This window comes from Haloleucobacter ellipsoideus (genome assembly GCF_052491725.1).
This window is the reverse complement of the sequence record NZ_JBQWAR010000012.1, coordinates 36,119-54,964: the sequence shown is the minus strand read 5'-3', so window position 1 is coordinate 54,964 and position 18,846 is coordinate 36,119. Positions and strand designations below refer to the sequence as shown.

General features: G+C 63.7%; 18 protein-coding genes. 7 read left to right on the top strand and 11 right to left on the bottom strand.

Annotation, left to right across the window (positions count from 1 at the left end; genetic code table 11):
- Position 1 precedes the first annotated feature (1 nt).
- Positions 2 to 373, bottom strand: coding sequence for a gamma-butyrobetaine hydroxylase family protein (locus ACT6QG_RS02050; RefSeq protein ID WP_444975926.1), 372 nt, complete (start codon positions 371 to 373; stop codon positions 2 to 4).
- Between the two features lie 276 nt (positions 374 to 649).
- On the opposite strand from ACT6QG_RS02050, the gene moaA reads away from it, so the two are divergent.
- Positions 650 to 1,687, top strand: a complete 1,038-nt coding sequence (moaA, locus tag ACT6QG_RS02045; RefSeq protein WP_444975957.1) for a GTP 3',8-cyclase MoaA — start codon at positions 650 to 652, stop codon at positions 1,685 to 1,687.
- Positions 1,688 to 1,997: 310 nt separating this feature from the next.
- Complete coding sequence (locus tag ACT6QG_RS02040; RefSeq protein WP_444975925.1) at positions 1,998 to 3,002, top strand: DMT family transporter; 1,005 nt, start codon at positions 1,998 to 2,000, stop codon at positions 3,000 to 3,002.
- A 187-nt stretch (positions 3,003 to 3,189) separates the two neighbouring features.
- On the opposite strand, the gene ACT6QG_RS02035 is transcribed toward ACT6QG_RS02040, so the two are convergent.
- The 10 genes from ACT6QG_RS02035 to ACT6QG_RS01990 form a co-directional block, all read right to left on the bottom strand.
- Entirely contained in the window at positions 3,190 to 3,378 is a 189-nt protein-coding gene (locus tag ACT6QG_RS02035) for a hypothetical protein (protein WP_444975924.1), read from the bottom strand.
- 371 nt (positions 3,379 to 3,749) lie between these two features.
- Positions 3,750 to 4,802, bottom strand: coding sequence for a sulfate/molybdate ABC transporter ATP-binding protein (locus tag ACT6QG_RS02030; RefSeq protein WP_444975923.1), 1,053 nt, complete (start codon positions 4,800 to 4,802; stop codon positions 3,750 to 3,752).
- Positions 4,799 to 5,710, bottom strand: a complete 912-nt coding sequence (cysW, locus tag ACT6QG_RS02025) for a sulfate ABC transporter permease subunit CysW (RefSeq protein ID WP_444975922.1) — start codon at positions 5,708 to 5,710, stop codon at positions 4,799 to 4,801. Before cysW ends, ACT6QG_RS02030 begins: the two co-directional genes overlap by 4 nt.
- A 1-nt stretch (position 5,711) precedes the next feature.
- Complete coding sequence (gene cysT / locus ACT6QG_RS02020) at positions 5,712 to 6,575, bottom strand: sulfate ABC transporter permease subunit CysT (RefSeq protein WP_444975921.1); 864 nt, start codon at positions 6,573 to 6,575, stop codon at positions 5,712 to 5,714.
- 355 nt (positions 6,576 to 6,930) lie between these two features.
- Positions 6,931 to 8,004: a sulfate ABC transporter substrate-binding protein gene (locus ACT6QG_RS02015; RefSeq protein WP_444975920.1), complete on the bottom strand. Its 1,074-nt coding sequence runs from the start codon at positions 8,002 to 8,004 to the stop codon at positions 6,931 to 6,933.
- A 115-nt stretch (positions 8,005 to 8,119) separates the two neighbouring features.
- Positions 8,120 to 8,887 (bottom strand): phosphoadenylyl-sulfate reductase, encoded by a 768-nt coding sequence (locus ACT6QG_RS02010; protein WP_444975919.1) that lies wholly within the window; start codon positions 8,885 to 8,887, stop codon positions 8,120 to 8,122.
- Entirely contained in the window at positions 8,884 to 9,390 is a 507-nt protein-coding gene (locus ACT6QG_RS02005; protein ID WP_444975918.1) for a DUF934 domain-containing protein, read from the bottom strand. Before ACT6QG_RS02005 ends, ACT6QG_RS02010 begins: the two co-directional genes overlap by 4 nt.
- Complete coding sequence (locus ACT6QG_RS02000; protein WP_444975917.1) at positions 9,377 to 11,026, bottom strand: nitrite/sulfite reductase; 1,650 nt, start codon at positions 11,024 to 11,026, stop codon at positions 9,377 to 9,379. Before ACT6QG_RS02000 ends, ACT6QG_RS02005 begins: the two co-directional genes overlap by 14 nt.
- A 70-nt stretch (positions 11,027 to 11,096) precedes the next feature.
- The gene (locus ACT6QG_RS01995; protein ID WP_444975916.1) at positions 11,097 to 11,420 is read right to left on the bottom strand and encodes a DUF2849 domain-containing protein; all 324 of its coding nucleotides are present in this window, start codon (positions 11,418 to 11,420) and stop codon (positions 11,097 to 11,099) included.
- A gap of 704 nt (positions 11,421 to 12,124) precedes the next feature.
- Entirely contained in the window at positions 12,125 to 12,751 is a 627-nt protein-coding gene (locus tag ACT6QG_RS01990; protein ID WP_444975915.1) for a protease inhibitor Inh/omp19 family protein, read from the bottom strand.
- 356 nt (positions 12,752 to 13,107) lie between these two features.
- Between ACT6QG_RS01990 and ACT6QG_RS01985 the strand changes: the two genes are divergently transcribed.
- The 5 genes from ACT6QG_RS01985 (at position 13,108) to ACT6QG_RS01965 (ending at position 18,841) form a co-directional block, all read left to right on the top strand.
- Positions 13,108 to 13,896, top strand: a complete 789-nt coding sequence (locus tag ACT6QG_RS01985) for an SDR family NAD(P)-dependent oxidoreductase (RefSeq protein WP_444975914.1) — start codon at positions 13,108 to 13,110, stop codon at positions 13,894 to 13,896.
- 123 nt (positions 13,897 to 14,019) lie between these two features.
- Positions 14,020 to 14,550, top strand: a complete 531-nt coding sequence (locus ACT6QG_RS01980; RefSeq protein WP_444975956.1) for a CDP-alcohol phosphatidyltransferase family protein — start codon at positions 14,020 to 14,022, stop codon at positions 14,548 to 14,550.
- 101 nt (positions 14,551 to 14,651) lie between these two features.
- Positions 14,652 to 15,737, top strand: a complete 1,086-nt coding sequence (locus ACT6QG_RS01975; RefSeq protein WP_444975913.1) for an AI-2E family transporter — start codon at positions 14,652 to 14,654, stop codon at positions 15,735 to 15,737.
- A gap of 10 nt (positions 15,738 to 15,747) precedes the next feature.
- Positions 15,748 to 16,485: an HdaA/DnaA family protein gene (locus tag ACT6QG_RS01970; RefSeq protein ID WP_444975912.1), complete on the top strand. Its 738-nt coding sequence runs from the start codon at positions 15,748 to 15,750 to the stop codon at positions 16,483 to 16,485.
- Positions 16,486 to 16,648: 163 nt separating this feature from the next.
- Positions 16,649 to 18,841 (top strand): RNA degradosome polyphosphate kinase, encoded by a 2,193-nt coding sequence (locus tag ACT6QG_RS01965; protein WP_444975955.1) that lies wholly within the window; start codon positions 16,649 to 16,651, stop codon positions 18,839 to 18,841.
- Positions 18,842 to 18,846: the final 5 nt, after the last annotated feature.

Below are 18,846 nucleotides of genomic sequence, written 5' to 3'. Positions count from 1 at the left end.
CCTATCCGCGCGAGAGCCCCTTTTCCTCCAGCGCTTTCACATAATCCGCCATCATCCGCTCCTGCTCCTGCCCGTAACGGTAGAGGGTGGGCCAGGGATAGATGCCGGTGTCATGCCCATCGCTGAAGAGGATGCGGATGGCATAATTGCCCACCGGCTCCACGGCGGAAATCGTCACATGGCGCTTGCCTGAAACGAGCTTCTTCTCATGCCGGGCATGGCCCTGAACCTCCGCAGAGGGGCTTTCCACCCGCAGGAGTTCAGCAGAAAGGGTGAAGCCTGCGCCATCCTCGAAGCTGATTCGAAGGGCGCTGCGGTCTTCCAGCAGGCGGATCTCGGTGGGCCAGCTCGTGGCGGGCCGGGTCTTTTCCATGGCGTTTTGTCCTTCCGCCGGGCAGGGCCAGGCATTGTTTGCGCGCATTCTGCCTCCCTGTCGCCGATATTCTTTTTAAGCTATAAGGGGAGTAGGCATAAAGTCGTGTGTTTGCATGGCCCATGCCGGAGAGAACATGCGGCGCAGGTGGGTGCAATGGGCTCGCCTGAAGGCGCATATGGTCACCGGGCGTGAACCCGGCATCGGCCAGGGAGTGAATGTGTGGTGAGGAGCGCCTTTCCCGGTCTCGGGCCGGTTCCAGGTCCTGTTCAGGATGTGGCGGATCGTTCCAGCCATGTCGTCACACAGGAAAACAGGGCATTGGTGGATGGCTTTGGCCGCCATGTCACCTATCTGCGTGTGTCGCTCACGGACCGGTGCGATTTCCGCTGCACCTATTGCATGTCCGAGCACATGACCTTTCTGCCCCGCGAGGAACTGCTGACGCTGGAGGAACTGGACCGGCTGTGCAGCGCCTTCATCATGCGCGGTGTGCGCAAGCTGCGCCTGACAGGTGGCGAGCCGCTGGTGCGGCGCAATGTCATGAGCCTCTTCCGCGCCCTTTCCCGCCACCGTGAAAGCGGGCGGCTGGATGAACTGACCCTGACGACAAACGGATCGCGGCTGGCCCTGTTCGCCGATGAGCTGGCCGATTGCGGCGTGCGCCGTATCAATGTGTCTATCGATACGCTGGATGCGGACAAGTTCCGCGCCATCACCCGTCGCGGAGATCTGGGCAAGGTGCTGGCCGGGGTGGAGGCGGCGCGGGCGGCCGGAATCCATGTGAAGATCAATACGGTGGCGCTCAAGGGCTTCAATGAGGATGAAATCGCCCCCCTCATGGAGTGGGCGCATGGCGAGGGGCATGATCTGTGCCTGATCGAGGTCATGCCGCTGGGGGATGTGGATGAGGAGCGGCTGGACCAGTATCTGCCCCTCACCCAGGTGCGGACGCGGCTGGAGGAGCGGTACACGCTCACCTCCAGTTCCTTTGTTACGGGTGGGCCGGCGCGTTATGTGAATGTGGCGGAGACCGGCGGTCGGCTGGGCTTCATCACCCCGCTGACCCATAATTTCTGCGAGAGTTGCAACCGTGTGCGCGTCACCTGCACGGGCACACTCTATATGTGTCTGGGGCAGGATGATGCCGTGGACCTGCGCGCCGCCCTGCGCAACAGCACGGGTGATGATGCCGCGCTCCATCGGGCGCTGGATCAGGCCATGCTGCGCAAGCCGAAAGGTCACGATTTCCTGATCGACCGTCTGGGACAGGCCCCGGCCGTCAAGCGCCATATGAGCACCACCGGGGGCTGACCCTGCGGCACTTGGCCGAACCCGACCCATTGCGGCAAAGACGTGGCGGGGCCATGCGTCCAGCGCAAGGCCCCGCGTGGAGCCCCCTGAAAAGAGCGCGCTCTCATTCCCGATATTTGAGCTAGACTAAGGATCTATGGTCCTGCCGGACTTCGGCCGGGCCATTCTTCTTCATTTCTTTTCACAAGAGGCATCCGGTGGCGTGTTTTGCGCGCGGGAGCGCGTTTGCATCCATTCGTTCTTTGGCGGCTGCATCCGTGATGCAGCCCATGGCCGCCGCTCGCCCCCATGGAGGCGGGCTGGAGACGGCATGGCGGGAGGTGGTGATATGCGTGGGGTCGTGAAGTCCCGCAGCCTGGCCAGCCGCCTGCTGCCGGCATCTGCGGGCGTGCGCGGGGTCATCGCCATGCTTGTGGCGATGTGGCTGTTCGTCACCAATGACACTTTCGTCAAGCTGGCCGTGCAGGAACTGCCGATTGGCGAGACACTGTTCATCCGCACCATCATTGCCTCGGCGCTTCTGCTGCTGGTGGTCGCCCGGGCGGGGGATCTTCCGGCGCTGGTCCTTGCGGTCCGGCCCACCGTGCTGCTGCGCTCGGGGCTGGATACCGTCACCACCCTCACCTATGTGGGGGCGCTGGCGGTGATGCCGATTGCCGCCTCCAGCACCATCTATCTGGCTGCCCCGCTCATCACCATGGCGCTGGCCGTGCCGCTGCTGGGGGAAAAGGTGGGCTGGCGCAGCTGGTGTGCGGTGCTGGTGGGCTTTGCCGGCGCCATCATCGTCACCAAGCCGGACCCGGATACATTCACCGCCATCGCCCTGCTGCCCATGCTGGCGGCCTTCTTTGGCGCGGTGCGTGATATTTCCACGCGCAATATCAGCATGGAAATTCCCGGCGGGGTGGTGGCCTTCTCGGCCGCGGCCGTGCTGGTTCTCGGCGGGCTCGGCATGGGCATGTGGGAGGTGTGGCGCATGCCTACCACCCGTGAGTTCATCTTTGTGGTGGGCGCCGCCTTCTCCTTCGCCCTGGGCACATTGCTGATCGTCTACGCCTTCCGCAATGCGCCGATCTCGTCCATCTCCCCGCTGCGCTATGTGATCGTGTTCGGGGCGCTGACCTATGGCACCTTCGTGTTTGGCGATACGCTGGACCCATGGACCAGCATCGGCATGGTGCTTGTGGTGGGATCAGGTCTCTATGTCATCCACCGGGAGCGGGTGCGCAGCCGGGCGGAGCGGCAAACCATGGAGAGCGGCTGTGCCGGGGCGGGGCTTGCTTCAGCCGCCGTGGCCAATCCTCCCAGGGACTGACAGGGCAGGGCCGTTTGACGAACAGGGGCTGGCGATATGTGCGCCGGCCCTTTTTTCATTCCGTTCATCCGGTGCCGGGCCTGTCATCCGGTCGGCCCGCTGTGCCGGCGGGAGGGGCGGGAAATGATGCACCCCGGCTCGAGATGAAAAAAGCCGCCTACACCGGATGGGGCAGGCGGCCTGAATATCAGCCGTTTCGCGGACGGTAGTCCCCGGTCTTGGGGTCTCTTTCCAGCGAGATGGTTTTGATCTCGCCGGTTTCCGCCGCAGTCTGGCGCTTGAGGGCGTCATTCACACGACGGCTTTCCGCCGCCAGCATTTTTGCAAGGGCCGCAGCGCCAAGGGCACCAAGAGCCACGATGAGGAACGGGCGCACGTGACCTCCTCCATGATCTGCACCCCACAAGCGAGGTGCGCGCAAACGCGCAAGCCATTCAGATGGAATCATCTGATACCAGACAATGTTCGGCATGATCATACCGCGACATCTTCCGGTCAGCCATGATCGGCTTGCGCACCAGTATAGAACACAACCTGATGTCGCATGAAGGCGTGGCGAAAAATAGTCAGCCAGATCGGAGTTGTTCCAGACCAGGCTTCAGGGCGGGTGTGGGCGATGTGAAGCCAGAGCCGGCAACAGTTCTGCCGTGCCGTGCCCGTTCTGGGCCGGGCAGTTTCTCCACAGCCGGGCGCGTGTCTCGGCCTTTCGCCCCCTCCGCGGGGAGGGGGTGAAAATGTGCGGATGGGTCAGCGTGTCGCAGCCGGGAACACCTTGTAGCGGCGGGGAAGCAGGCCGACTTCCTCGCCAATGTTCAAGGTCCGGTCCAGCGGCACGGCGGCTTCAACCACCACAGGGCCGCTCTCGCCCTTCAGCTCCACATCCGCCCGGCGGGTGGGGCCGAAGGTGCGCACGGCCAGAACGCGGCCACGGAAGGGGGTATCGTCCGGGCCAGCCAGTTCCACATCATGCGGACGGGCAAAGATGCGGGCCGGCCCGTCAGCCAGGCCCTGCGCATCCAGTCCCAGCGCCTTTTCGTTCAGATACAGCCCGCCTCCGCGCGCCTCGCCGGGCAGGGCAATGGTTTCGCCGATGAAGTCATGGACGAAAGGCGTGGCGGGGTTGTCATAAACCTCGCCGGGCGTGCCCACCTGCTCGATGCGGCCATGGCCCATCACCACCACGCGGTCGGCCAGTTCCAGCGCCTCTTCCTGATCGTGCGTCACCAGAACGGAGGTCACCGGCAGCTCTTCATGCAACTGGCGCAGCCAGCGGCGCAGTTCCTTGCGCACCTTGGCATCGAGCGCGCCGAAGGGCTCATCCAGCAGCAGAACCTGGGGCGAGATGGCGAGCGCGCGGGCGAGCGCCACACGCTGGCGCTGGCCGCCGGAAAGCTGGGCGGGGTAGCGGTCGGCCAGCCAGTCGATCTGCACCAGCTTCAGCAGCTCGTTCACCTTGGCCTGGATGGAGGCTTCCGGCAGCTTGTCCTTGCCCTTGCGCACCCGCAGGCCGAAGGCGACATTCTCGAACACGCTCATATGGCGGAACAGGGCATAGTGCTGGAACACGAAGCCCACATTGCGCTCCCGCACCGAGCGGGAGAGGGCATCCTGCCCATCGAACCGCACCTCGCCCGAGTCCGGCCATTCCAGACCCGCAATGATGCGCAGCAGCGTGGTCTTGCCCGAGCCGGACGGACCCAGCAGGGCGACCAGTTCGCCGCTGTTGATGGTCAGGCTCACATTGTCGAGGGCGGTGAAGGATTTGAAGCGCTTGGTGACGCCGACGACTTCGATACTCATTTGTCTTCCTCTGCGAGGCGGTGTTCCAGAACGGTCTTGGCGATGAGCGTCACGAGGGCGAGCATGGCCAGAAGGGATGCCACCGCGAAGGAGGCGACGAACTGGTACTCGTTATACAGGATCTCGATATGAAGCGGCATGGTGTTGGTGAGGCCGCGAATATGGCCGGACACAACCGAAACCGCGCCGAATTCGCCCATGGCCCGCGCATTGCAGAGCAGCACGCCATACAGCAGCGCCCATTTCACATTCGGCAGCGTCACCCGGAAGAAGGTGGACAGCCCGCCCGCACCCAGCGAGACAGCCGCCTCCTCCTCCGCCGTTCCCTGCTGCTGCATGAGGGGAATCAGCTCGCGCGCCACAAAGGGGAAGGTGACGAAGATGGTGGCCAGCACAATGCCGGGCAGGGCGAAGATGATCTGTATATCCCACGCCTGAAGCTGGGAGGCGAAAAGGCCCTGCGAGCCGAACAGCAGCACGAAGACAAGGCCCGCCACCACCGGAGAAACCGAGAAGGGCAGGTCTATCAGCGTGATGAGCAGGCTGCGGCCGGGGAACTCGAACTTGGCGATGGCCCATGCCGCCACAAGGCCGAAGATGAGATTGGCCACCACCGAGATGGCCGCAACGATGAGGGTGAGGCGGATGGAGGCGAGGGCATCGGGCTCCACCAGTGCGCTGGCATAGGCCAGCCAGCCGCGCTTGAACGCCTCGACGAACACGATGACCAGCGGAAGGCCGATGAACAGCCCGAGAAACACAAGCGCGATCAGGGTGAGCACAAGGCGCACCGCCAGAGGCTCGGTCCGCACCGGCTTGTAGGGGTGCGCATAGGCGCGGGCCTCATATGTGCCCCGGGGCAGCCCTTCAGAGGTGATGAGCGCGGTTTCGGAGGCGGAATTGGTCATGTCAGCGCGCTCCCCGGCGTTCGGCCCAGTGTTGCAGGCGGTTGATGACGAACAGCATGAAGAAGGAGGCCAGCAGCATCACCGTGGCGATGGCGGTTGCATCCGCATAGCGGAACTCCTCAAGCCGGATGACGATGAGCAGGGGGGCGATCTCCGAGATGCCGGGCAGGTTGCCGGCAATGAAGATGACCGAGCCATATTCCCCCACGGCACGGGCGAAGGCGAGGGCAAAGCCGGTGAGCAGCGCCGGCCAGATGGAAGGCACGATCACCCGCCAGATGGTCTGGCTCCGGCTTGCGCCAAGGCTGGCGGAGGCATCTTCCAGCTCCTTGTCCAGATCCGCCAGAACCGGCTGCACCGTGCGCACCACAAAGGGCAGGCCGATGAAGATGAGCGCCACGAGAATGCCGAGCGGGGTGAAGGCGACACGAATGCCCAGCGGCGCCAGCAGCGAGCCGATCCACCCGTTTTCCGCATACATGGCGGTGAGCGCGATGCCCGCCACAGCGGTCGGCAAGGCGAAGGGGATGTCGATCAGCGCATCCACCACCTTCTTGAACGGGAAATCATAACGCACCAGCACCCACACCACGATGAGGCCGAACACCATGTTCACCAGCGCCGCCACCAGCGAAAGACCGAAGGAGATCTGCAAGGCATGCAGGGTCCGCTCGCTTGTGACGATGGCGATGAAGCGCTCGAAGCTGATCTCGCTGGTCTTGATGAACAGGGCCGAGAGCGGCAGCAGAACGATGAGGGACAACCATGTCAGCGTCAGGCCCAGGGTGATGCCGAAACCGGGCACCACGCTGCGGGGCTGACCAAACAGGCTTTTGCCAGACAAGCTTTTGGCTGATGTGCTCATGAGGGGATTTTACATGTTACGCCGGCGGTTCTGAACCTGCGACGGGAAAAAAGGACCAGCTTGCGCCAGCATGAAGGCCGAAGACGGGTGGAAATGGATCAGCCGTCCACGGTTTCAGGTCGTCCTGTTGCAGGCCATCCTGTTGCATGTTCAATCCGTTGCGGGCAGCCCCTGCGATGGGCAGGGCACGGATCGGGAAACATCGCCGCCTCCTTCGGTGCCCCAAGCCTGCCATGCGTGCAAGCCTGAAGCGGTTCCAGGGCGGTTCGCATCCCCACGTCTTTCTGGCTGTGTGTGTCGCGGGGCGGGCTGGCAAAAGCCGGCATGGCAATCGCCAGCCCGAACGGGTGCAGGGTCAGTTCGAATAGATCTGGTCGAACACCCCGCCATCTCCGAAATGCTCCTTCTGGGCCTTCTGCCAGCCGCCGAACACCTCATCGATGGTGAAGAGCTTCACCGGGGCGAAAGTATCCTTGTACTTTTCAGCTATTTCCTTGTTGCGCGGGCGGTAATAATGCTTGGCGGCAAGCTCCTGACCTTCCGGCGTATACAGGAACTCAAGATAGGACTGGGCCAGTTCGCGCGTGCCCTTCTTGTCCACCACCTTGTCCACCACCGCGACAGGCGGCTCGGCCAGAATGGAGACGGAGGGGGTGACGATATCGAACTTGTCCGGGCCCAGCTCGTTCACGGCGAGATAGGCCTCGTTCTCCCAGGCCAGCAGCACATCGCCCAGCCCGCGCTCCACGAAGGTGACGGTGGAGCCGCGCGCGCCGGTATCCAGCACCGGGGCGTTCTTGAGCAGGGCCTTGACGAATTCCTTCGCCTTTGCCTCATCCCCGCCGGACTGCTGAAGCGCATAGCCCCATGCCGCCAGATAGTTCCAGCGCGCGCCGCCGGAGGTCTTGGGGTTGGGGGTGATGACCTGGACGCCCGGCTTCACCAGATCGTCCCAGTCCTTGATATTCTTGGGGTTGCCCTTGCGCACCAGGAACACGATGGTCGAGGTGTAGGGGGCGGAGTTGTCCGGCAGGCGCTTCTGCCAGTCCTTGTCCAGCAGGCCGCGTTCGGCGATGGCGTCGATGTCATAGGCCAGTGCCAGCGTCACCACATCGGCCTGAAGGCCGTCAATCACCGAGCGGGCCTGCTTGCCCGAGCCGCCATGGGACTGGCGGATGGTGAGATTGTCGCCCGGATTGGCCTGCTTCTGCTTCTCGATGAAGGCGGCGTTCACATCCGTGTAAAGCTCGCGGGTGGGATCATAGGAGACATTCAGCAAGGTGGTGTCCGCGGCCAGTACGGAACCTGCCGAAAGCGCCAGCGCCAGCACGGCGCCACTGATGCGCGAGGACAGACGACGCGAAGCAGAAGCGCGTGTGGAGCTCTGGCGGGTCAATGAGCCGGCAGAGAAATTCAGGTAATGGCGCATGCGGTGAAAGCCTCCGGTCATGAGATCTGCCGGGCAGATCTTCTTTCATGTTGGAACGATGACACCACATGCACGCAAGGTCAAGATTAATTCTATTAAATCTATAGAATTAAGACTATATACCATCGCCGCAGTGGATGCCGCACTCGGTCTTGGCGCGTCCGCGCCAGCGGCCGGCCCGCGGATCTTCTCCCGGCTTCACGCGGCTGGTGCAGGGCATGCAGCCAATGGAGGCGAAGCCGTGCTTTTCCAGCGGGTGATGGGGCAGGTTGTACCGGTCCATATAGGCGGTGATCTCCTCCCGCCCCATGGAGGCGAGCGGGTTGAACTTCACCCGCAACCCGTCCCGCTCCACCACCGGAATGGAGGCGCGCGTTTCGGACTGGTAGCGCTTGCGGCCATTGATCCACGCCTCGAACGGGCGCAGCGCCTCGGCCAGGGGCTCCACCTTGCGCACGTCGCAGCAGGCATCCGGATTGGTGGACCACAGGTCTGTTTCCGGGTCCCGCGCCGCAAGGGCCGCGGCATCGGGATGGAAGGTGCGCACGGCGGTGAGGCCAAGCAGCGCCGCCAGTTCATCGCGATAGGCCAGCGTCTCGGGAAAGAGGTGGCCGGTATCGAGGAACAGCACCGGCACATTGGGGTCCACCTGCGCCAGCACATGCAGCAGCACCACGGATTCGGTGCCGAAGGATGAAACGGCGGTGATCCGGTCCGGAAAGGCCTCAAGCCCCGCCGCGATGATGTCCGCCGGCTCGGCTTCCCGCAGCCTTGCATCCAGCGCTGCGATGTCGAGCGGGGGCGGGGTGCCGGCGGTGCGGGCGATGGACTGCGGTGCGGGCGGGGCAGGGATATCGCGGATGAGACTGATGGTTGCGGTCATGCGCCTTCTCTCCCCTTGATGCCGGCGCGCAGGCTGCGCACCGTGGGACGGCCATCTCCCGTGGGCTGGTAGAAGGTCGAATAGGTTTTCAGGGCCTGCTCGAAGTCCGCCGCGTCAGCGTCCTTCTCGACCTCGAAGGCATCGAAGCCGGAGCGGGCCATGTGCAGGAACTGGTCGCGCAGCACATTGCCGGTGGCCCGCAGCTGGCCCTTGAAGCCATAGCGCTCCCGCAGCAGGCGGGCCTGGCTGTAGGCCCGGCCATCGCGGAACTTCGGAAAGTCCAGCGCGATCAGGTTGAGACGCGGCAGGAAGGGCTCCAGCTCAGAGACGTCGCGGTCATTCGGCCAGAGAACACCCAGATCACCATTGCGCTGGCGCAGGCTTTCGCCCTCCGCCAGCAGCCGTTCGGCGGTGACGATCACCGCGCCATCGGGCAGGGTCTCGTCATCCGCCACGCGGATATAGGGGGCGGGAGAGGGCGTGCCGGTTTCAACGAGGGGCATAGGCGCTCTCCTTGAAGGGTTCGATGCCGAGGCGCTCGACCGCGGCGATGAAGCTTTCCTGCGGGGAGGTGCGCAGCGCCAGATAGGTCTCCACCAGACGCTCCACCACATCCACCACTTCGCTCTCCGCCACCGCCGGGCCGAGCAGGGTGCCAAGGCGGGCCTTGGAATTGCCCTTGCCGCCGAGCGTGATCTGGAAGAACTCCTCGTCCTTCTTCTCCACCCCCAGCAGGCCGATATGGCCGATATGGTGATGGCCGCAGGCATTGATGCAGCCTGAAATGTTCAGGTGCAGCAGGCCGATTTCCTTCTGCCGTTCGGCATCGGCGAAGCGCTCGGAAATGCGCTGGGCCACCGGAATGGAGCGGGTGTTGGCGAGCGAGCAGTAATCCAGCCCGGGGCAGGCGATGATGTCCGTCACCAGCCCCATGTTCGGAACCGCAAGGCCAATATCCTTCAGCGCCTTCCAGATGGCGGGCAGGTCCTTCTGGCGCACATGCGGCAGGATGAGGTTCTGCTCGTGCGCCACGCGCACCTCGCCATAGCCATAGCGCTCGGCAAGGTCGGCGATGACATCCATCTGGTCTGCCGTCGCATCCCCCGGCGGCAGGCCGATGGGCTTGAGCGAGACCGAGACGATGGCATGGCCGGGCGCCTTGTGCGCCGCCACGGAATTCTGCCGCCAGCTCAGGAAGGCCGGATCCTGTTCTGCGGTGAGTTCCGGCGGATTGTCGGCCAGCACCTCGAAATCGGGCGTGACAAAGCGCGAGCGGATATCGGCAAGGGTTGCCTCATCCAGCAGCAGCGCGCCATCGCGCGTGGCTTCCCATTCGGCCTCCACGCGGCGGGCAAACTCTTCCGCGCCCATCTCGTGGACCTGGATCTTGATGCGCGCCTTGTAGATATTGTCGCGCCGCCCACCCAGATTATAGGTGCGCAGGATCGCCTCCAGATAGGAGAGCAGATGTTCCTTCGGCAGGAACTCGCGGATGGTCTTGCCGATATAGGGGGTGCGGCCAAGGCCGCCGCCCACCATCACCTCGAAGCCGACCTGCCCGTCGCGCTCATGCAGGCGCAGGCCCACATCATGCACGCGGATGGCGGCGCGGTCGCGCCTGGCGGCGGTGATGGCGATCTTGAACTTGCGCGGCAGGAAGGTGAATTCCGGGTGGTTGGTGGACCACTGGCGGATCACCTCCGCATAGATGCGCGGGTCCTCGATCTCTTCCGGGGTCGCGCCTGCCCACGGGTCCGTGGTGGTGTTGCGGATGCAGTTGCCGGAGGTCTGGATGCCATGCAGGCCGGCCTCGGCCAGATCCGCCATCGCATCCGGCAGCTCGGCCAGCTTGATCCAGTTGAACTGGATGTTCTGGCGCGTGGTGAAGTGGCCATAGTCCCGGTCATAGCGCCGGGCCACATGGGCCAGCTTGTGCAACTGGCCGGCCGAGAGCGTGCCATAAGGAATGCACACCCGCAGCATATAGGCATGCAGTTGCAGATAGACGCCGTTCATCAGGCGCAGGGGCTTGAACTCTTCCTCGTTCAGCGCGCCGGAAAGGCGCCGGGCCACCTGATCACGAAACTCGACGACGCGCTCCTGAAGGAAGCTGCGATCGAACTCGTCATAAACATACATGGGGTGATCCGTCTTTCATGCCGTCGGCCCGGGGGCCGGAAATGAAGGGGCTTGGGTGCGGGCTGCCGGTTCAGTGCGCGCCCGCGGCATCGCCATAGGCAATGGTGGGGCCCTGACAGCGAATGCGCTCGCGCAGATTGCCCGGAACAGGCCGCCCGTCCGTGTCCAGATCGATGCGCGCCGCATAGGGGCCGACAGCGATGCTCTCATCCGACTGGGCGATGTCCAGAAGGTCCAGCACCTCGTCCGATGTGGTGCCCACGGCGGCCTCGGCCAGAGCCTCGCTCCATCCGCCATCCGCCTTCAGCCACACCACCACGCCATCGCGCAGGCGGTTCGCGGTCACCACGGTGGGGCCGGTGATTTTCAGCTTGCGTTGCAGGGGCGAGGCCATGGTTCCGTCCTGAGATAACTGCCCTTCGCCGGTGGGGGAGGGGCCTTCAATGCGTGTATGTAATGCGTATAAGGTAAAATAACGTTCAAATTTGCGCAATATATAAAATTCAACTAAAATTATGCGTGAAAATAGGGTTGGAACCTATTTCGCGCAAACTCGATGTGGTTATAAGGATATGAATTTCATGGGATTTTCGGATTAATTCACATTTAAATTTGTTATTTTACAATAATCACTTTTATATCATAATGGTCATGGATAAAGTGGAATTAGGTTATGACGACATCCAGGGGCCGTATCATGAGGGATAGCCTCCTCTTCCTTGTTTCCTATGGTGTGATCGCTGCGGCCGTCATTTTCGGCTGAAGGCCGTGTGCGGGCGGGTGTGGCCGTGAAGGCCCGTGTGCTCAAGGCATCTTGTTCCCCGCGCGCCGGTCTGCCGTCCCGTGCTGTCCTGAATGGGCCGGCCCTTCCACAGGCGAGCCGGCGCATAGGGCGGCGGCTGCCCATGCGGGTTTTTTCCTGATCATTTTTGGAATCACCACGATCGTCCCCGGCAGGCCGGAAGGCGCGGGCAGAGGGCCGGGGTATCCGTGATTCCCGTACAGGCCCGAGGCGGCTGGCCATCCTTCAGGCCGGTTGCCGCAGCCCGTTTTCCAAGGGGCGGATGGGTCAGGGGCTGAGGGAAACGTGCGCCGCCGTCAGCGGACGAGGGCGACCTTCTGGCTGCCGTCGGCCAGTTCACCCACATAGTGGTTCGGCCCGTCCGGCGCGAGGCGGGCGGTGACCTTGCCCTGATGGTTCTGCAGAATGATGTCCGGCCCCATCATGGTCCAGCCCTTGGTCATGAAGATCTCGCCGGGGCAGGAGATGTCGGCCTGTGCGGCAAGGCTGCTGACGCCGCGCTCTGCGGAAAGGCTGAGGGGGCAGGAATTGCGACCGTCATCCCACTTGAACTGCCATGCCCCCGCAAGCTGCTCGCTGGCGGCGGAAGGCGCATAGGCCGTGGCCCCCGGATTCGCGGTCGGCGGGGTGAGGGGCACATTGCTGGCCACCGAGCTGGGCTTGATGGCGCTGGCGGCCGTGGTGGTGCGGGCGGGAAGCTTCGTCTCGGCGGCAGAGGCGGTGTTGACGCTGCCGGTCGTGGTTACAGGAGGCGGCAGGGCGCTGCTTTCCACCGTGCCCGAAGGTGCGCTGAGCACCGAATTGCCGGCCACCGCAGAAGGCTTGGAGCCGAATCCGCTGAGTTCCGTGCTGCACCCGGCCAGTGTGAGGCCCGAAAGGGCCAGAAAGGCTGTCAGGGTTGCGGAACGTCGGACCACCTGCATCAAATTTCTCCGCACCCGGAATGGCGGTGCACTACATGCCCCTATTGCGCCAGTGTGTCAGCTGATCCTGACCAAATGGCGGCACGGCGTCACCATATGCGGCGTTTCCGCTGCATCGCAAGCGGGCCAGATCAAAAAGCGTTGCCGATTATCATTTCGGTTTAAATAAAGTTCCCGGTGGGGCAGGTCGGCCAAGCCGATGCAGCCATTGCGTGCCGTGAAAGTGGACGCGATGGGCAATGAAGGGTATCTGCCTGCTGCGTCCCTACTCTATGTTCCTCTTTTCTGCGGTTGGGGCGCGAGGCATTCTCCGAAGCGGCCCGTTCTTATTCAGGACACATTCAGGAGCTGACCCGATGACCCAGTCTGCCCCCACTTTTCTGGACCCCAGGACCCTCACCGTGCTGATCACCGGCGCATCGTCCGGCATTGGCGCGGCGACGGCGCGGCGCTTTGCCTCCGCCGGTGCGCGCGTGATCGCGCTGGCCCGCCGCAAGGACAGGCTGGAGGCGCTGAAGGCGGAATTCGGGGATCTGATCCACACCGCGGAGCTGGATGTGCGTGATCTGGAGGCCACCCGCGCGCTGGTCGCGGGGCTTCCCGAGGGCTTCTCGCGCTTCAATGTGGTGTTTGCCAATGCGGGTCTGGCCATGGGGCTGGAGCCCACATGGGAGGCCAGGGACGAAGACTGGGCCACCATGGTGGACACCAATATCCGCGGCATGCTCAACACGGTTGCGGCCACCCTGCCGCAGATGGTCGGGCAGGGCGAGGGGCATCTGGTGTTCACCGGCTCCGTGGCGGGTGACTATCCCTATCCCGGCGGCAATGTGTATGGCGGCACCAAGGCCTTCGTGAAGCAGTTCGCCCTGAATGTGTGGGCCGATACCGCCGGAACCGGCGTGCGCGTCACCAATATCGAGCCCGGCATGGTGGAGACGGAATTCTCTGTCGTGCGCTTCCGGGGCGATGCCGGTGCGGCCGGAAACGTCTATGCCGACATGGCCCCGATGACCGGCGCGGACATTGCCGAGCAGGTCTTCTTCGCCTGCACCGTGGCGCGGCATGTCAACATCACGCGCATTCAGGCCATGGCCGGCCAGCAGGGCTTCTCGCCCTTCTCGGTGAAACGCGGGCAGCGCTGATCCGGCAGGAGAGGTCGAACCATGAGGTTGGGTGGTGCAGCAGAGTGTGTCGAGAACCCGTGCCGGACTTGCGCCGGGTGAGCCGCTGGCATGAAGGGTCTGTTCTCTCCCGCGGGAGGCGGCATCAGCCTGCCCAACCTCATCACCCTGTTCCGGATCGTTCTTGTGCCCACGATCGTGTGGGCCATCGCGGCGCAGGAGGTGCAGCTCGCCTTCTGGCTGTTCCTCGTGGCCGGCGTGTCCGATGCGCTGGACGGTTTCATCGCCAAGCGCTTCAACATGCAGACCGAGCTTGGCGCCTATCTGGACCCGGTGGCGGACAAGGCGCTGCTCGTGTCCATCTATGTGGGGCTGGCGGTGGTGGAGCTGATTCCGCGCTGGCTGGCGATTGCCGTCGTCTCGCGGGATGTGATGATCATCGGCGCGGTGGTGCTCTCCCTGGTCATGGCCCGGCCGGTGGTGATCCGCCCGCTGCTGGTTTCAAAAATCAACACGGCGGCGCAGATCGCCTTTGCGGCCTTTGTTCTGGCTGTTTCGGGGTTTGATATTCATCTGCCCGGCGCGTTCAATGTCGGGCTGGTGGCTGTCGGGGTCTTGACGTGCCTTTCCGCCGCTGCCTATCTCGCGGAATGGATACGCCACATGGCGAACTGAAGAACCGGCAGGCACGGTCCCTCGCGCGGCGAGGCAAGAGGCGCACGGCACAGAGCGCGATGCGGGCGCTGGTTGCTGCCCGGCGCAGCGGAGCCGGGCCGATGCGCATCGAATGGCGCTTCTGGGTCGGCGCGCTTGCCGTGGTGGTGCTCAGCCTGTGGTTGCTGAGCGGCATCCTGCTGCCCTTCGTCATGGGTATCGTGCTGGCCTATTTCCTCAATCCTGTCGTGGTGCGCATGCGCCGCATCGGCATCGGGCGCACGCCCGCCTCGCTGGTGGTGGTGGTGATCATGCTGCTGGCGGTGGTGATCTTCTTTCTGGTGCTGCTGCCCCTCCTCACCACCCAGCTCATGGAGTTCATGCAGCGCCTGCCGGCCTATGTCGCCCGCCTGCAGGGCCTGTTCACCGAGGAGAACCGCGAATGGCTGAGCCATATCGTGGGCGACCGCCTGCCCGACATGCAGCGTTCCATCTCCGAGCTGATGACCCAGGGCGTGACCTATCTTCTGGGGCTGCTGTCCTCGGTCTGGTCCGGGGGGCAGGCGCTGGTGGCCATGTTCGCCCTCATCGTGGTGACGCCGGTGGTGATGTTCTACATCCTGTGCGACTGGGACAAGATGGTGGCCTTTGTCGACCGTCTGGTGCCGGTGCCGCACCGCCCGGTGGTGCGTGAGCTGGCCCGCGCCATGGACAGCGCGGTGGCCGGCTTCGTGCGCGGGCAGGCCATGGTGTGCCTGCTGCTGGGCAGTTTCTATGCCATCAGCCTGTCCCTGTCCGGTCTGAATTTCGGGCTGCTCATCGGCATCGTGTCCGGAGCCATCACCTTCATTCCCTATGTGGGCTCGCTCACCGGCTTCGTGCTGGCGATTGGCGTGGCCATCGTCCAGTTCTTTCCGGACTGGTCGATGATCAGCGTGATTTTCAGCATTTTCATTTTCGGGCAGGTTCTCGAAGGCTATGTGCTGGCGCCCAAGCTTGTGGGTGACAGTATCGGCGTGCATCCGGTATGGCTGATGTTCGCGCTGTTCGCCTTTGGCTATCTGTTCGGCTTTGTCGGCCTGCTGCTGGCGGTGCCGCTGACGGCGGTTGCCGGTGTGCTGGTGGGCTTTGCCATCACCCGCTACCGGGCATCGCGCCTCTATATGGGGACAGGTGAAGATCCGCCCTCGGCGGTGGATGCGGGCTGAGATCTGATACATGACCACCTCTTCTCCCCGCCAGCTTCCGCTGGCTCTTTCCACTGCACCGGCCCTGCGCCGCGAGGATTTTCTGGGCGCGCCCGGCAATGCGGCCGCACTGGCGCTGATCGATGCATTCCCGCACTGGTCATCGCGCGTGGTGTGCCTCGTGGGCCCGGAGGGGGCAGGCAAGAGCCATCTGGCCCATATCTTCGCCGAACAGGCCGGAGGGAGCGTGCTGGCGGCGGGGGAGCTGACCCGCGCCGGGGTGCCGCGGGCGCTGGAAAACGGCGCCCTTGCGCTGGAGGATCTGGAGCCCGGCGGGTTCGATGAGGCCGCCCTGTTCCACCTGCTCAATCTGGCGCGAGAGCAGCATGCCTTCGTGCTGATGACAGCCCGCACGCCGCCTTCCACCTTCAGGCTGGCCACGGCGGATCTGGCCTCGCGCCTGCGCGCGGTTCCGGTCTTCATGATCGAGCCGGCGGATGACACCCTGCTCGGCGCGGTTCTGGTCAAGCTGTTCGCCGATCGCCAGCTCACCGTGGACGAGGCGACGGTGAATTACATCCTGCTGCGCATGCAGCGCTCGGTTGCCGGGGCACGGCGCATCGTCGAGGCGCTGGATGAGGCCGCCCTGGCGCAGAAACGTCCGCTCACCCGCACCCTTGCCGCACAGGTCCTGCGGGAGAATCCGGATCTTGCAACCGGCCCGGATGACAGGGAAGATGACGACGAACCGGATGACGACATGTCATAATGAGCGGACATGATGTGTGTCATGTCCGAACAGGTGCGTTTCGTCATAGAAGTGTCATCCAACATCACCATCTTCCGCGCGACTGCATGGGGTTATGGTGATGGGCCCGGTGAAAGCCGCGGCCCTGACGCAGGGGAGCGATACGGACGTGAACGAGGCGGACATGAACCCTACCAGCAACATCAACGCCAGCCCCATCAACGCCCTTGCCGATGAAGCCGCGGAGGTGCTGGAGCTGGCCTCCTCGCCGGAGCGTTTCATCAATCGTGAGCTGTCCTGGCTGCATTTCAACCGGCGTGTGCTGGAAGAGGCGTCCAACCGCAATCATCCATTGCTGGAGCAGCTGCGCTTCCTGTCCATCTCGGCCAACAATCTCGACGAATTCTTCATGGTGCGCGTCGCCGGCCTGAAGGAGCAGGTGCGCGAAGGGGTGCAGACCCAGAGCCCGGATGGACGCACGCCCTCCGAGCAGCTCAATGTCATTCTTTCCACCGCGGCCCAGCTCATTTCAGACCAGCAGGAGCGCTGGCTGGAGCTGCGCACGGATCTGGCCGGCGTCGGCATCACCCTTGTGTCCGGCGGGGATGTGACGGAAGCCGATATCGAGGCGCTGGAGGAATATTTCCTCAATCGCGTGTTCCCGGTGCTGACCCCGCTGGCGATCGACCCGGCCCATCCCTTCCCCTTCATTCCCAATCTCGGCTTCTCGCTGGCGCTGCAACTGGCGCGCAAGGGCGACGGGCGGGGCATGAATGCCCTGATCCGCATTCCCGCCAAGGTGGACCGTTTCATCCGCCTGCCGGACCTGCCGGATGTGGCCGGCCAGCGCTTCATCACGCTGGAGCAGATGATCGGCCTGTTCATCTCCTCGCTCTTCCCCGGATATGAGGTGAAGGGTCAGGGCGTCTTCCGTGTCGTTCGTGACAGTGATCTGGAAATCGAGGAAGAGGCGGAAGATCTGGTCCGCCTGTTCGAGACCGCGCTCAAGCAGCGCCGCTATGGCGAGGTGATCCGCATGGAGGCGGATGCCGCCATGCCGGAGGAGCTGCGCAATTTCGTGGCCCGTGAACTGGGCGTGGCCGATGACGAGATCTTCGTCGTCAATGGCGTGCTGGCGCTGAACGAGTTTTCCCAGCTCGTGGGGGTGGACCGGCCGGACCTGAAGTTCAAGGCCTATAATGCGCGATTTCCCGAGCGCATCCGTGACCATGGCGGAGACTGCTTTCTCGCAATTCGCGAGAAGGACATTCTTGTTCACCACCCTTATGAATCCTTTGATGTGGTGGTTCAGTTTCTCCGTCAGGCCGCCCGCGACCCCAATGTCGTCGCCATCAAGCAGACCCTCTATCGCACCTCCTCCGACAGCCCCATCGTGAAGGCGCTGGCCGAGGCGGCGGAGGCCGGCAAGTCCGTCACCGCGCTGGTGGAGCTGAAGGCGCGTTTCGATGAAGAGGCCAATATCCGCTGGGCGCGTGATCTGGAGCGGGCCGGCGTGCAGGTGGTGTTCGGCTTCATCGAGCTGAAGACCCATGGCAAGCTGTCCATGGCGGTGCGCCGCGAGGGCGGCGGCCTCACCACCTATGTGCATGTGGGCACGGGCAATTATCACCCCATCACCGCGCGCATCTATACCGATCTGAGCTTCTTCACCACGGACCCCGTGATCGCGCAGGACGTGGCGCGCATCTTCAACTTCATCACCGGCTATGCCGAGCCGGGCGAGCTGGAGGAGATGGCGGTTTCGCCCACCACCCTCAAGCCGCGCCTGCTGCGCCACATTGCCGAGGAAATCGCCCATGCCCGCGCCCGCCGCCCGGCGGCGATCTGGCTGAAGTGCAACTCGCTGGTGGACCCGGAAATCATCGATGCGCTGTACGAGGCCAGTCAGGCCGGCGTGCAGGTGGATTGCGTGATTCGCGGCATTTGCTGCCTGCGCCCCGGTATTCCCGGCCTGTCTGACAATATCCGTGTGAAATCCATCGTCGGGCGCTTTCTGGAGCATTCCCGCATCTATTGCTTCGGCGCGGGCCACGGCCTGCCCAGCCCCAATGCAATAGTCTATATTTCCTCCGCAGATCTGATGCAGAGAAATCTGGACAGGCGCGTGGAAACATTGTGCCCCATCACCAATCCCACCGTGCATGAGCAGGTGCTGGAGCAGATCATGGTGGCCAATCTCATTGATAATCAACAGAGCTGGCGGGTCTTGCCCGATGGTTCTTCTGAACGCATAGTCCCCGCCCCGGGCGAGGAACCGTTCAACGCCCATCAATATTTCATGACGAACCCGAGCTTGTCTGGACGTGGAAAGTCTCTCAAACATTCTTCACCGCGCAGCCTCCTTGTCCGGCGCTGAGGCGG

What these genes read in the sequence shown, in the direction of transcription:
- ACT6QG_RS02050 (WP_444975926.1), bottom strand. Translation starts at nt 373, where the DNA reads ATGGAAAAGACCCGGCCCGCCACGAGCTGGCCCACCGAGATCCGCCTG.
- ACT6QG_RS02040 (WP_444975925.1), top strand. Translation starts at nt 1,998, where the DNA reads ATGGCGGGAGGTGGTGATATGCGTGGGGTCGTGAAGTCCCGCAGCCTG.
- ACT6QG_RS02030 (WP_444975923.1), bottom strand. Translation starts at nt 4,802, where the DNA reads ATGAGTATCGAAGTCGTCGGCGTCACCAAGCGCTTCAAATCCTTCACC.
- cysW (WP_444975922.1), bottom strand. Translation starts at nt 5,710, where the DNA reads ATGACCAATTCCGCCTCCGAAACCGCGCTCATCACCTCTGAAGGGCTG.
- cysT (WP_444975921.1), bottom strand. Translation starts at nt 6,575, where the DNA reads ATGAGCACATCAGCCAAAAGCTTGTCTGGCAAAAGCCTGTTTGGTCAG.
- ACT6QG_RS02015 (WP_444975920.1), bottom strand. Translation starts at nt 8,004, where the DNA reads ATGCGCCATTACCTGAATTTCTCTGCCGGCTCATTGACCCGCCAGAGC.
- ACT6QG_RS02010 (WP_444975919.1), bottom strand. Translation starts at nt 8,887, where the DNA reads ATGACCGCAACCATCAGTCTCATCCGCGATATCCCTGCCCCGCCCGCA.
- ACT6QG_RS02005 (WP_444975918.1), bottom strand. Translation starts at nt 9,390, where the DNA reads ATGCCCCTCGTTGAAACCGGCACGCCCTCTCCCGCCCCCTATATCCGC.
- ACT6QG_RS02000 (WP_444975917.1), bottom strand. Translation starts at nt 11,026, where the DNA reads ATGTATGTTTATGACGAGTTCGATCGCAGCTTCCTTCAGGAGCGCGTC.
- ACT6QG_RS01995 (WP_444975916.1), bottom strand. Translation starts at nt 11,420, where the DNA reads ATGGCCTCGCCCCTGCAACGCAAGCTGAAAATCACCGGCCCCACCGTG.
- ACT6QG_RS01990 (WP_444975915.1), bottom strand. Translation starts at nt 12,751, where the DNA reads ATGCAGGTGGTCCGACGTTCCGCAACCCTGACAGCCTTTCTGGCCCTT.
- ACT6QG_RS01985 (WP_444975914.1), top strand. Translation starts at nt 13,108, where the DNA reads ATGACCCAGTCTGCCCCCACTTTTCTGGACCCCAGGACCCTCACCGTG.
- ACT6QG_RS01975 (WP_444975913.1), top strand. Translation starts at nt 14,652, where the DNA reads ATGCGCATCGAATGGCGCTTCTGGGTCGGCGCGCTTGCCGTGGTGGTG.
- ACT6QG_RS01970 (WP_444975912.1), top strand. Translation starts at nt 15,748, where the DNA reads ATGACCACCTCTTCTCCCCGCCAGCTTCCGCTGGCTCTTTCCACTGCA.
- ACT6QG_RS01965 (WP_444975955.1), top strand. Translation starts at nt 16,649, where the DNA reads ATGAACCCTACCAGCAACATCAACGCCAGCCCCATCAACGCCCTTGCC.